At 51.8% G+C, this 12,850-nt stretch carries 8 protein-coding genes and 2 rRNA genes (1 of these 10 only partly in view); 8 read left to right on the plus strand and 2 right to left on the minus strand.

Features of this window, described 5'->3' with window-relative positions:
* Together MKY82_RS04670 and rrf are read left to right on the plus strand one after the other, a co-directional pair.
* A 23S ribosomal RNA gene (locus tag MKY82_RS04670) occupies positions 1–2,341 on the plus strand (it extends 588 nt beyond the left edge of the window).
* A gap of 184 nt (positions 2,342–2,525) precedes the next feature.
* Positions 2,526–2,642: ribosomal RNA gene (gene rrf, locus MKY82_RS04675) — 5S ribosomal RNA — on the plus strand.
* Positions 2,643–2,807: 165 nt separating this feature from the next.
* Here rrf and MKY82_RS04680 read toward each other — a convergent pair.
* Together MKY82_RS04680 and MKY82_RS04685 are read right to left on the minus strand one after the other, a co-directional pair.
* Positions 2,808–3,683: a hypothetical protein gene (locus MKY82_RS04680; RefSeq protein ID WP_339295583.1), complete on the minus strand. Its 876-nt coding sequence runs from the start codon at positions 3,681–3,683 to the stop codon at positions 2,808–2,810.
* 156 nt (positions 3,684–3,839) lie between these two features.
* On the minus strand, positions 3,840–4,745 hold the full coding sequence (locus MKY82_RS04685) for a LysR family transcriptional regulator (RefSeq protein WP_339295584.1): 906 nt from the start codon (positions 4,743–4,745) through the stop codon (positions 3,840–3,842).
* 173 nt (positions 4,746–4,918) lie between these two features.
* On the opposite strand from MKY82_RS04685, the gene MKY82_RS04690 reads away from it, so the two are divergent.
* The 6 genes from MKY82_RS04690 to MKY82_RS04715 all read left to right on the plus strand — a co-directional run bounded on the left by MKY82_RS04690 (position 4,919) and on the right by MKY82_RS04715 (position 12,786).
* Entirely contained in the window at positions 4,919–5,956 is a 1,038-nt protein-coding gene (locus tag MKY82_RS04690) for an ABC transporter ATP-binding protein (protein ID WP_339295585.1), read from the plus strand.
* A gap of 22 nt (positions 5,957–5,978) precedes the next feature.
* The gene (locus tag MKY82_RS04695; RefSeq protein ID WP_339295586.1) at positions 5,979–7,046 is read left to right on the plus strand and encodes an ABC transporter substrate-binding protein; all 1,068 of its coding nucleotides are present in this window, start codon (positions 5,979–5,981) and stop codon (positions 7,044–7,046) included.
* A 62-nt stretch (positions 7,047–7,108) separates the two neighbouring features.
* A complete protein-coding gene (locus tag MKY82_RS04700; protein ID WP_339296635.1) occupies positions 7,109–8,779 on the plus strand; it encodes an iron ABC transporter permease in 1,671 nt (556 codons plus the stop codon).
* Positions 8,776–10,092, plus strand: a complete 1,317-nt coding sequence (locus MKY82_RS04705) for an MBL fold metallo-hydrolase (RefSeq protein ID WP_194540945.1) — start codon at positions 8,776–8,778, stop codon at positions 10,090–10,092. The genes MKY82_RS04700 and MKY82_RS04705 overlap by 4 nt, the downstream gene beginning before the upstream one ends.
* 175 nt (positions 10,093–10,267) lie before the next feature.
* Positions 10,268–11,248 (plus strand): ketoacyl-ACP synthase III, encoded by a 981-nt coding sequence (locus MKY82_RS04710; protein ID WP_339295587.1) that lies wholly within the window; start codon positions 10,268–10,270, stop codon positions 11,246–11,248.
* 188 nt (positions 11,249–11,436) lie between these two features.
* Complete coding sequence (locus MKY82_RS04715; protein ID WP_071221586.1) at positions 11,437–12,786, plus strand: extracellular solute-binding protein; 1,350 nt, start codon at positions 11,437–11,439, stop codon at positions 12,784–12,786.
* The last annotated feature ends 64 nt before the right edge of the window (positions 12,787–12,850 follow it).

Consider the following 12,850-nt stretch of genomic DNA (forward strand, 5'->3'; position numbering starts at 1 on the left):
CGATCTATGGGTGATGGCGTGCCTTTTGTAGAATGAACCGGCGAGTTACGTTCCCATGCAAGGTTAAGGCGAGAAGCCGTAGCCGCAGCGAAAGCGAGTCTGAATAGGGCGACTGAGTATGTGGGCGTAGACCCGAAACCGTGTGATCTACCCCTGTCCAGGGTGAAGGTGCGGTAACACGCACTGGAGGCCCGAACCCACGTATGTTGAAAAATGCGGGGATGAGGTGGGGGTAGCGGAGAAATTCCAATCGAACTCGGAGATAGCTGGTTCTCCCCGAAATAGCTTTAGGGCTAGCCTCGGAACTTTAGAGTCGTGGAGGTAGAGCACTGATTGGGTGCGGGGCCCGCAAGGGTTACCAAGCTCAGTCAAACTCCGAATGCCATAGACTTATATCCGGGAGTCAGACAGTGAGTGCTAAGATCCATTGTCAAAAGGGAAACAGCCCAGACCATCAGCTAAGGTCCCCAAGTGTGTGTTAAGTGGGAAAGGATGTGGAGTTGCACAGACAACCAGGATGTTGGCTTAGAAGCAGCCACCATTTAAAGAGTGCGTAATAGCTCACTGGTCGAGTGACTCTGCGCCGAAAATGTAACGGGGCTAAACACACCACCGAAGCTATGGCTTGATGCGTATGCATCAGGGGTAGGGGAGCGTTGTGTATGCGTTGAAGGTGTACCGTAAGGAGCGCTGGAGAGTACACAAGTGAGAATGCCGGTATGAGTAACGAAAAGATCAGTGAGAATCTGATCCGCCGAAAGCCCAAGGTTTCCTGAGGAAGGCTCGTCCGCTCAGGGTAAGTCGGGACCTAAGGTGAGGCCGAAAGGCGTAATCGAAGGACAACAGGTTGAAATTCCTGTACCACCGTAAACCGTTATGAACGATGGGGTGACGCAGGAGGGTAGTGACGCGGACTGATGGATGTCCGTCCAAGCAGTGAGGCTGATGTGTAGGCAAATCCGCACATCGATAAGGCTGGGCTGTGATGGGGAGTGAAAATTATAGTAGCGAAGGTCATGATCTCACACTGCCAAGAAAAGCCTCTAGTCAGGTGAAGGTGCCCGTACCGCAAACCGACACAGGTAGGCGAGAAGAGAATTCTAAGGCGCGCGGAAGAACTCTCGTTAAGGAACTCGGCAAAATGACCCCGTAACTTCGGGAGAAGGGGTGCCTCGGTAGGGTGAATAGCCCGAGGGGGCCGCAGTGAAAAGGCCCAAGCGACTGTTTAGCAAAAACACAGGTCTGTGCGAAGCCGTAAGGCGAAGTATACGGGCTGACGCCTGCCCGGTGCTGGAAGGTTAAGGGGAGCGGTTAGGAGCAATCCGAAGCTGTGAACCGAAGCCCCAGTAAACGGCGGCCGTAACTATAACGGTCCTAAGGTAGCGAAATTCCTTGTCAGGTAAATTCTGACCCGCACGAATGGCGTAACGACTTGGGCGCTGTCTCAACGAGAGATCCGGTGAAATTTTAATACCTGTGAAGATGCAGGTTACCCGCGACAAGACGGAAAGACCCCATGGAGCTTTACTGCAGCTTGATATTGGATTTGGGTACGATCTGTACAGGATAGGTGGGAGCCTTTGAAGCATGAGCGCCAGCTTGTGTGGAGGCGACGTTGGGATACCACCCTGATCGTATCTAGGTTCTAACCTGGTACCGTGATCCGGTACGGGGACAGTGTCAGGCGGGCAGTTTGACTGGGGCGGTCGCCTCCTAAAGAGTAACGGAGGCGCCCCAAGGTTCCCTCAGAATGGTTGGAAATCATTCGAAGAGTGCAAAGGCATAAGGGAGCTTGACTGCGAGACCTACAAGTCGAGCAGGGACGAAAGTCGGGCTTAGTGATCCGGTGGTACCGCATGGAAGGGCCATCGCTCAACGGATAAAAGCTACCCTGGGGATAACAGGCTTATCTCCCCCAAGAGTCCACATCGACGGGGAGGTTTGGCACCTCGATGTCGGCTCATCGCATCCTGGGGCTGAAGTAGGTCCCAAGGGTTGGGCTGTTCGCCCATTAAAGCGGTACGCGAGCTGGGTTCAGAACGTCGTGAGACAGTTCGGTCCCTATCTGTCGTGGGCGTAGGAAATTTGAGAGGAGCTGTCCTTAGTACGAGAGGACCGGGATGGACGTACCGCTGGTGCACCAGTTGTTCCGCCAGGAGCATGGCTGGGTAGCTACGTACGGACGGGATAAGCGCTGAAAGCATCTAAGCGTGAAGCCCCCCTCAAGATGAGATTTCCCAACTAGTAAGACCCCTTGAAGACGACGAGGTAGATAGGTTGGAGGTGGAAGTGCAGCAATGCATGGAGCTGACCAATACTAATCGGTCGAGGGCTTATCCTAAAAGCTTTCTGAAAGAAAGCTCGCTACGTAAGCATATAAAACACCCCAAAAAGTGAAGCGAAGCTTTGGAGCAACGCCGAATACTTTCCGGGGATCCCGATACCATATCGGGTAATGCTACGGATTCTAATCAACGCAAATTTCGTTTCGTATCTAGTTTTCAGGTGATCAAGCATCTGAACCGTTTGGTGGCGATGGCGGAAGGGTTCCACGCGTTCCCATACCGAACACGACCGTTAAGCCTTCCAGCGCCGATGGTACTTGGACCGAAGGGTCCCGGGAGAGTAGGACGTCGCCAAGCGAACAACCATAAAGGCCGTTATCGAGTCATCGATAGCGGCCTTTTTTGTTATACCCTTACGAGCATCTGAACAGAATCAAGTCGCATCAGCAAGAAGGACGCCCTCATAGGGGGCGTCCTTCTTTTCTTTACCTATAGCTTCCTTATCTAACATGTTTCCTTAGCTTAATATCTTTCCAATATCAGCTGTGTTTTCAAGCCGTCCACAGGAAGCAGCCAACCGTTAGACTCGAGGGTGTCCATAAGCTCTGATCGGAGCTGGGAAGCAACCGAGACATCGGACGTTTTAAAAGAGATTTCGATCAAATTCTCGGTTCCTGTGCCGTCTGCATTACGAATAGGCCAAACTTCGAGGCTCATTTTCTGGCCATTCCATGCTCCTTCATAGCGGTAGAACGTCAGCGGTCCATGGATTCGGGACTGTGAGAGCTCTTGTTCACCCCAATTCGGGGAGGACCATTTTTTGAGCTTTCCTGGCAGTTTGTCCAGCAGTAAAGCCAAGGCATCTTGTTCGGATGGGAGCGTAGTGCCGGTTGTATTCGTGCTTATTTTCTTGGTGTTGGAGAAGCTAAGCGTTTGTTTGCCGTAGCCCCAATCAATCTCGGCCTCGTAATTGTCATCCGAAGCATCAAAGCCTTCCTGGTTTGCCAAGCTAAGTGCGGCGTTAATATCTCCATTCACGATAGGATACCGTTTCTTATAGGTAAGCTCGTAGTTATCTTTATCCTCTTTTTTCCGAAAACGGACGTCCCAGCCTTCGGCGTTCAGCCCCAAATTGTCCGTGTCAAAGTAAGCTACACCGATCGCTTGGGGAACAGAGGCTATTCCGAATGCTTGAATGACTTCGCTCCGCAGGCTTCCACCGGATTCCAGCACGGTTTCGGGTTTGGCAAGGAGCTTCACTTCATACGAAGGCACGGCATTGGCGGCGGCCGAAACCTCCGCTGTCTGGAGTCCGGTTAATCCACTTCCTAGAGCCGCGAAACCTACCATGAAAGACAACGTCAGCTGTTTCCACTTTCTCAATACAATCACTCCCATAAGCTGGATTTAGGTACACAGCTTACTTTAAACGCTGAATAATTGTGAGCTGTTAACGGGGGAGGGCGACTGTATCAAATATGTATAGAATTATTGAATAGTGACATACATTTTTTGTTAATCCATCCACATGGCTTACAGATAATCTCCCCTATATTACAGAACTTGCTCCAATTGTTTGCCCATTTCGCGCAAAACCTCTTGAAAACGCTGAATTTGGACGGAAGGTAGACGGTCCTTATTATGGACGCTGAATATGTGTCGGGATGCCCGATGGCCAGGGATCGGCAAAACGTGCAGTAAGCCTTCTTGCTGCTCCCGCTGTACCGCCATCCGCGACATAAAGGAAATATGGTCCCCCAACAACACTAGTTGCTTGATCGCTTCCAGCGAGTCCAGCTCTACCGGACTCCTCATATGCAAACCATGCTGCGCAAGCCACAGGTCCGTCAGCTGTCTCGTGCTGGATTCGGTTCCATGCAAGGCAAAGGGAGTTCGAATGATCTGCTCGGGCTGCAGCGAATCCGTTTTGGCCAGCGGATGGTCGGGCGAACATATTAGCGTCAGATCATCCCTGCACAAGGACTCGGCTTGGAGACTGGGACCCGTAAAGGGCTCAGAAGAAATAATGCCCAGATCAATCTGGTGCCGGGCCAGCATGTCGCGGATAACCGGTGAAGGCTTGACGGATAAGGAGATCCGTATACCGGGAAACTCACGGGCAAAGGTATTCAATATCGCGGGCAGCAGATAGGTGGCAGGGACATAACTGGCTCCAATGTGCAGCGTTCCCCGATATAAGCTGTCGTATTCGCGGACGACTCGTTCCGACTCCTTGGCAAGCGCGTTTATTTTTACCGCATAATGCAGCAGAGCTTGTCCAGCCTCGGTGAGAAATGTTTTTCCGCTTCGGGACTCGAATAGCCGGACTTGTAGTTCCTCTTCTAGTGACTTCATATGAAAAGTAACCGTGGGCTGCTTAATGCCAAGTATTTCTGCCACGCTGGTCATATGATGATGGCGGTCGATCAGCTCCACAATTTGCAGCTTCATCAGATTCATTCGTATATCTCTCCCTTGATTATTCCTTATTTATGCTCTCTATATAGATTTAATCTATGAGTATCAACAGAATTCAAACAAAAAGTTAATTCCAAGTTTACATTAGTCTAATACAACGCTTAAACGTAGCCCTTACACTGGAAATAGCTTAAGAAGACAGGTTGGGATCGAAAGTGGATATCGAAATCAGGGGCATTCAAAAATCATTTCAGGGCACACCCGCGTTACTTCCTACCGATTTAAACCTGCGTCACGGTCAATTCACCACATTGCTCGGGCCGTCAGGCTGCGGCAAAACGACACTGCTCAGGATGATCGCAGGGCTGGAACAGCCGGACGGAGGAGAAATCTATGCGGAAGACCGGTGTATCTACTCCATGAACAAAAGGATTGACGTGCCGGCGCACAAACGCAACTTCGGGATGGTATTTCAGGATTTTGCCCTCTGGCCGCATATGACGGTATACGAGAATGTTGCCTTCGGATTAAAAGCGGCCAAGCTTAAGGCGGATCTCAGACAAAAAGTAACCGAAGCGCTGGCCATGGTCCGCTTAGAGGGGATGGAGGAACGTTATCCGCATCAGCTGTCCGGTGGACAACAGCAGCGGGTTGCATTTGCCAGAGCAGTAGCCATTCGTCCGGCACTGGTATTGTTCGATGAACCTCTAAGTGCGCTGGATGCGGTGCTTAGGGAGGAAATGCGGATCGAAATGATGTCGCTTGTGAAGGATATGGGGCTGACTGCCCTTTATGTCACACACGATCAGGTGGAAGCCATGTCGATGTCGGATGAAATTGTGGTCATGCGGAAGGGAGAAGTCCTGCAACGTGGAACCCCGGAGATGATATATGAAACACCTAGCCATCCCTTTGTGGCTTCGTTTATCGGCAAGTCCAATTGGCTGACGGTGGATCATTCCATGGTGAGACCGGAGCATGTGACCTGGAGCAGGACAAGCACGGAGGATGTATGCTATCAGGCAACCGTGCTAAGCGTGAGCTATGTAGGCGAGCGATACGAAATTCGCTTGCAGGTGGAGGGCTTGGACAAGTGGACCGCTTACCTGGACAAGAGGGTGTCTGTCGGAGAACGCGTAGATCTGTATGTGTCTCCACATAAGGTCTGTCGGATGGGTGAAGGAACAAGTCCTGATAAGAATACAGACATGCATCAAAATACAGCAAAACGCACGCCTGCTGCTGCAGGCTAAGATGAAGAGGAGTTGGGGAGAAATGAGTCAATTGAAGTTACGGAGAAAAAGCGCGATGCTGTTGCTGGCATCTGTCATGAGCCTAAGTCTGTTTGGATGCGGCAGTGCCCCAAATGGGGATTCCGTTACTATGCCGGCACAGGATACAGGCAAATCATCTGCATCGGAGAGTACGCAAGTCGGAGGCAAGCTCGTTCTATACAGCGCTGGTCCTCAAAAGCTTGCCGACAATATTGTGAGCGGTTTTGAAGCCAAGACCGGCGTGAAGGTAGAGATGTTCCAAGGCACAACGGGCAAAATTTTGGCACGGATGGAAGCGGAAAAATCGAATCCGGTTGCGGATGTTGTCATTCTTGCATCTCTCCCCTCCGCACAGGCGCTGAAGGCGGATGGTCTGACATTGCCTTATCCTGAAGCCTCGAATGCGGACAAGCTGAATAAGGATTGGTCCGACGCCGAAGGAAACTATTTCAGCACTAGCGCATCGGCACTGGGGATTGTATACAACACCAATCTGGTCACTGCGCCGCCTCAAAGCTGGGCTGACTTGGGCTTGCCGGAGTGGAAGGATGCGGTCAATATTCCGGATCCGACGCTGTCGGGATCGGCGCTGGATTTTATCACGGGCTATTTGAGTGTGAAGGGCGACGCAGGCTGGAAACTGTTCGAGGACTATAAAGCCAATGGCACGGCTATGGCAGGAGCGAATCAGGAAGCGCTGGACCCGGTGATCACCGGTGCCAAAAGCTTGGTTGCCGCAGGCGTGGATTATATGGCATATTCGGCCAAAGCCAAAGGCGAGCCGCTTGATATTGTATACCCGGAGGAAGGAACCGTCGTAAGCCCGAGACCGGCTGCGATTTTGAAATCCAGTCCGAACGTGGATAATGCCAAGGCTTTCATCGACTACTTGCTGTCGGACGAAGCACAGAAACTGGTGGCGGACGCCTATCTGATTCCGGGCCGTGAGGATGTGGAGGCTGAAGGCCGGACCAATCTGAAGGATATTCCGGTGTTTAAAGTGGATTGGGCTTGGATGAACGAACATGGGGATGAGACGGCGGCACGTTTTTCCGAAGTATTTAAGTAAGTGTATTAGAGTGAAGCACAGGAAGGCAATGTGAGGTGAACCGAAAAGTGAGACCTGTCATCATGGACAGTCAGCGTTATTTACGAAAAATGGGCGTTATTCTCGCCCTTTTTCTTCTTCTTATAGGCATCGGTGTGCCATTGCTGCTTATTTTCTGGCAAAGTGTATACCCGGATCAACACTTCGAGTGGCTGGCGCCGATACGAACGATAGCCGGTCATGAGCTGTCCGGTATTTTGCTGCAATCCATCTGGCTGGGGGTATGCGTGGTGGCAGGATCGACACTGCTCGCGCTGCCGCTCGCCTGGATGATGGCCAAAACACGGCTAGGACAGCATCGGTGGGTGGACGTGATATTGATGATTCCGTTCATGACCCCGCCGTATATCGGTTCGATGGGCTGGATTCTGTTTATGCAAAAGGGCGGATATTTGCAGCAGTGGCTGCCGGGAACCGCGAGATGGAGTGATTCCTTCTTCAGCTTCGGAGGTATGGTGCTGATCATGAGTCTGCATTTGTTCCCGTTTCTCTATCTGCTGCTGCGGGACGCTCTGATTCGGATCGGCGGTAATCTGGAGGAGGCCGGAGCGGTTCACGGCGCAAGCGCTGGATACCGGTTTAGAAGAATCATACTGCCGCTGCTGTTATCCTCTTACGGCATGGGCGCGATGCTGGTGTTCGTCAAAACCATTGCGGAATTCGGCACCCCGGCAACGTTCGGTCGTCGCATCGGCTATTATGTAATGACCTCAGAAATCCACAAATATATTTCAAGCTGGCCCATCGATTTCGGTAAAGCGACCTCGCTGGCATCGGTTCTGCTGTCGGTTTGTCTGGTGATGTGGTACATGCAGTCTACGATCAGCCGGAGATTTACCTACCGTCTAGTCGGCGGCAAAGGTCAGCGCTCCAAGAGATATTCGCTGCGCGGAAGCAAAGGTGCCATCTGCGCTCTTTACATCGGTTTGCTGCTCGTATTGTCTGTTGGCATTCCTTATTTTTCCGTCATTGCGGCATCTCTGATGAAACTCCGGGGAGCGGGATTGTCCTTAGATAATCTGACGCTTGCTCATTACAAGGAACTGCTGTCCTGGGGATCGGTCAGCCAGAAAGCGCTCGGTAACAGTCTGGGTCTGTCGCTTGCAGCATCTACCGTTGCCGTTCTGCTCGGTACCGGTTTTGCCCTGACGATCGGCAAGTCCCAGGCACGGATGCAGCGGGTCATCGATCTGTTAAGTCTCTTGCCGAATACGGTTCCCGGCATTGTGATGGTGGTCGGTTTGATCCTGCTCTGGAATGCGCCATGGATGCCGGTTACGCTCTACAATACCTATGGGATGGTGGTGCTGACGTACGTCGTGCTGTTCCTCCCCTATACGGTGCAATATGTAAAGGCCAGTTTTACGCAGATTGACGGTACTCTGTTTCAGGCGGGTCAAGTATTTGGAGGTGGTCCGCTGCTTGTACTGCGGCGCATTCTGCTGCCGCTGATTATGCCCGGCATGCTGGCGGGATGGATCATGACCTTCACGATTGCTTCACGTGAGCTGGTCGGATCACTGCTCATTCTGCCGCCATCGATGCAGACATCGGCTACGTATATTTTTGCCCAGTTTGAGCAGGGACAGGTATCTCTCGGGATGGCGATGGCCGTTGTCTCCGTCGGTATGACGGTGCTGCTGTTACTGCTGGTCGAAGCTATGAATTCTAAAAGAAAGTGGAATGCATCATGATGAAACTGACGGTATGGGGCGGTGCAGGCGAGCATGGCCGCTCCGCGTATTTACTAAGCGGCAGGCAGGTCCATTTGCTCCTGGATTGCGGCGTCAAGAAGGAAGGATCAGGGGACTATCCCATGATCCAGCAAGAACATGTGCCGAAGCTGGATGCCGTGTTTCTGTCACATGCCCACGAGGACCACTCGGTGGCGATTCCGCTCCTGTACCGGCTTGGCTATCAAGGGGAGGTATGGACCACCAGGGAGACGGCAGCACAGTTAACGGCCTACTTTGCCTCCTGGAAAGAGTACACGGCAAGGGCAGGCGTAGAGCTTCCTTATATGGAGGAGGATCAGCTGGCGATCCGCTACCGGTATCTGGAGGAAGAGGCTGAGAAGTTGACATGGTTTGAGGCGCTTCCGGGCGTTGAGATCATGTGGGGACGAAGCGGCCATATGGTAGGGGCTGTCTGGTTCTTGTTACAGGCTGAAGGAAAACGGATCTTCTATTCTGGCGACTACACATCGGAATCGCTGCTGCTTGAGGATGACAGCCCAGCGCTGGTAGACAAGTCCTCTTCCATGCTGCTGGATCTGGCTATAGTGGATGCGGCTTACGGGACGGACGCTACTTCACAGGCCGATAAGCTAAAGCAGTTGGAATATAAGATTGAGAGCACACTGCAAACTGGCGGGAAGGTATTGATACCGGTGCCGGCCGCCGGCCGAGGGCAGGAAATGATCCTATGGGCATACAGGAATTGGGGAAATGTGCCGATCATGATCGAAGCGCCGCTGATCGAAGGAATGAAGCGACTGCTTGCTCGTTCGGAGTGGCTTCGCAGCCAGAAATCCGATCAGGGAATGAGGGATCAGCTGGAGTTATTGCTGAACCGGAACGATTGGATCGTACCCGCTAGCGAAGCGGAACGTGTGTCCTTGCTCCATAAGCACGGGGCATCGCTATGGTTCGTAACGGATGGGATGATGCAGTCGAAGCTTGCGCAGTGGTACTACCGCCAGATGTCCGGCGATACCCGGAATCTGGTTCTCCTCACAGGCCATGTTTCCCAGGGGACCTTTGGACATCGCCTCCTTCAACATCCGGCTTCGTACGGTGCCTGCTCTGTCACGAAAATCAGGTATAAGGTACACCAGGGCCTGGCGGATGTGCGTCAGATGATAACCGGCGTTCCGGCACTGCATACCGTTCTCGTCCATGCAGACAAAGGAGAAACGGACCGGTTACGAGCCCGTCTGACAGAGGAAGCACCGAACCCCAATCTTCACATTTATTCCATGTCGGTTGGTGAGGAAGTCTATTTCTAGTCGTGCTTAGAGAACCTTTATTGCTTTCGCGATAAAGGTTTTTTTGTGGAATGGCTGTTATGTGTTTAGATGCAGGTGAAGTTGGTGAAGGCTGTAATGAACATATATAAAAATAAATTAGTACCAAGTACTAGTACTTGGTGATATAATAGTTATAAACTTGGAGGTGTGAACGATGAGCCAATCAAAGTCAAGAATTACGGCAATCGGGACCTATGTTCCTGAACGGATATTAACCAATGCGGATTTAGAGAAGATGGTTGAAACGAGTGATGAGTGGATTGTGCAGCGAACAGGCATGAGGGAGCGCCGGATTGCTGCCCCGGATGAGTACGTGTCGGATCTCGCCATCAAGGCTGTAGAGGATATGGTTGATCGATACGGCGTTACCGTGCGGGATGCTGATATGATTCTTGTGGCCACAAGCACGCCGGAATATTCTTTTCCCAGTACAGCTTCACGGGTCCAATCGAAGCTGGGCATTGCAAGCACAGGTGCCCTGGATCTGAATGCTGCTTGTGCGGGATTTGTATATGCACTCCAGATGGCTGACGGATTAATATCCGGGGGAGCCTACCGTAAGATTCTGGTTATCGGCGCAGAAACCTTATCGAAGATTACGGATTACACCGACCGAACGACATGCGTATTGTTTGGGGACGGCGCCGGTGCCGTATTGTTGGAGAAAGATGAGGATTCGCCAAGTGTCATAGCATCTGTATCGGGAACTTTTGGGGAGGGCGGCATACATCTGTATAAAACAGCGCTCTCTGAGCAAATGGACGGCACGGAATTAAAGAGCGGCTGTCTTGTTCAAAATGGTCGTGAAATTTATAAGTGGGCCATTCGGAACATTCCGGACGGCGTCCGATCTCTTCTGTCCAAAGGAGGCATGACCGCGGAGGAAGTGGATTGGTTTGTCCCGCATAGCGCCAATCTTCGCATGATCGAGGCGATTAACGAGCGTGGGCCATTTACAATGGATCGCACTTTAACCAGCGTCGAGTACCGCGGGAATACGTCGGCAGCCTCCATTCCGCTTGCACTTCAGCTGGCGGTGGATGAAGGACGGCTCAAAGCGGGAGACCATGTCTTACTCTACGGGTTTGGCGGGGGAATGACCTATGCCGGCTCCATCGTCAAATGGACGATATGATTCCCTTAATATCTATAAGACCGCTATCGACATACGATATGCGGTTTTTTTGTGCTGCGATTTTTGGATGACCGAGCCTGAATCGTAATAAATTCAACTCAAATTCGAAAGTTTACCACCTCAAAATTTGGCGCCGCTTTCATTAGACTAAAGAAGAAAAATACGTTTCATGGAAGAGGGGTAGAACGATGAAAAGGTTTAAGTCATGGAGCTTGCTGCTCCTGAGTGTCATCATGGTGTTTACGCTGGCCGCATGTGGAGGCGGGGGCGGTAACGGAAGCAGTACGGCTGAATCTCCGGGGGGAGGAAGCAGCGAAGAGACAGGCAATACGAAAGAAGGAACCGAGTCCACAGAGAAAATCGAGCTCTCCTTCTGGTCGCTGGGAACAACCAACTATGAGGATCTGGCAAAGGAATATACGAAGGAGCATCCGAACATCACGTTCAAATTCCAGAATACGTCGGACCAAACCGCACATCACAACAACCTGACGACAGCATTGTCCGCTGGCTCGGGCGCGCCTGACATTTTCCAATTAGAAATCGCGTTTATGGAGCGTTTTATCAACAACCAGGATAAATTCTACAATCTGTACGATCTTGGCGCTAAAGACTTAGAAGGCAACTACCTGGAGTGGAAATGGAAGCAGGCTACTTCGGTTGACGGCACCTTCCAACTCGGTCTGCCAACAGACATCGGTCCTACGGTCGTATATTACCGTACGGATCTGGCAGAGCAAGCCGGACTGCCGACGGATCCGGACGGGTTTAGCGCAGCGATTGATTCATGGGACAAATTCGCCAGCGTAGCCAAGGACTTCACAAGTAAAACAGGAAAGCCGTTCGCCGACTTGACGGACCTGGTATATAACGGGGTGCGCGACCAGTCCCCGGATCAAATCTACTTCAACAAAGAGGATGGCTCCTTTATCGGAGATACGAACCCGCAAGTGAGAAAAGCTTACGACTTTACGGTAAAAGGAATTCAGGAAGGCTGGATCGGCAACTGGATTCTGTGGTCTCCTGAATGGCAAAAAGCGATCAATGATGGAGACTTTGGCGTCATGCTCGGCCCGGCTTGGATTGCCGGTACGATCCGCAATGCGAAGGATACCGCGGGCAAATGGCAGATTGCCCAGCTTCCTGAAGGAGCAGGCAACTGGGGCGGTTCGTTCCTGACCCTGCCGAAGGAAGGCAAACATTCGAAGGAAGCTTACGAATTCATCTCGTGGGTGCTTAACAAAGAGAATCAGCTGAAATCGTTCAAGGACAGCGGCTTGTTCCCATCCATCCCGGCGGTTTATAGCGAGCCTTCATTCACGGAGGAGAAGGATGAATTCTTCGGCGGTCAAGTCATTTCCGAAGCGTATGCCAAGTCGGCGGAACGCATCAAGCCGGTTTACTACGGACCTCTTCACGACCAGACCGACACGATTATCAAGAACGCACTCAAAAACGTGCTGGAGAAAAAAGCCGACCCGCAAAAAGAATGGGAAAGCGCAATGAAACAAATCAAGACGCTGGTTGATCGCAGCTAGGAAAAGGAGCATTCCTCGCCAGCTCATTCAGCCCGTCATCCGTCCGAATCCGAGTAGGGAGGAA

The organism is Paenibacillus sp. FSL W7-1279, assembly GCF_037969845.1.
GTDB lineage: Bacteria > Bacillota > Bacilli > Paenibacillales > Paenibacillaceae > Paenibacillus_AQ.

Excerpts from the sequence above, each read along its gene's own strand:
- MKY82_RS04680 (WP_339295583.1), bottom strand. The coding sequence starts at position 3,683 with ATGGGAGTGATTGTATTGAGAAAGTGGAAACAGCTGACGTTGTCTTTC.
- MKY82_RS04685 (WP_339295584.1), bottom strand. The coding sequence starts at position 4,745 with ATGAATCTGATGAAGCTGCAAATTGTGGAGCTGATCGACCGCCATCAT.
- MKY82_RS04695 (WP_339295586.1), top strand. The coding sequence starts at position 5,979 with ATGAGTCAATTGAAGTTACGGAGAAAAAGCGCGATGCTGTTGCTGGCA.
- MKY82_RS04700 (WP_339296635.1), top strand. The coding sequence starts at position 7,109 with ATGGACAGTCAGCGTTATTTACGAAAAATGGGCGTTATTCTCGCCCTT.
- MKY82_RS04705 (WP_194540945.1), top strand. The coding sequence starts at position 8,776 with ATGATGAAACTGACGGTATGGGGCGGTGCAGGCGAGCATGGCCGCTCC.
- MKY82_RS04710 (WP_339295587.1), top strand. The coding sequence starts at position 10,268 with ATGAGCCAATCAAAGTCAAGAATTACGGCAATCGGGACCTATGTTCCT.
- MKY82_RS04715 (WP_071221586.1), top strand. The coding sequence starts at position 11,437 with ATGAAAAGGTTTAAGTCATGGAGCTTGCTGCTCCTGAGTGTCATCATG.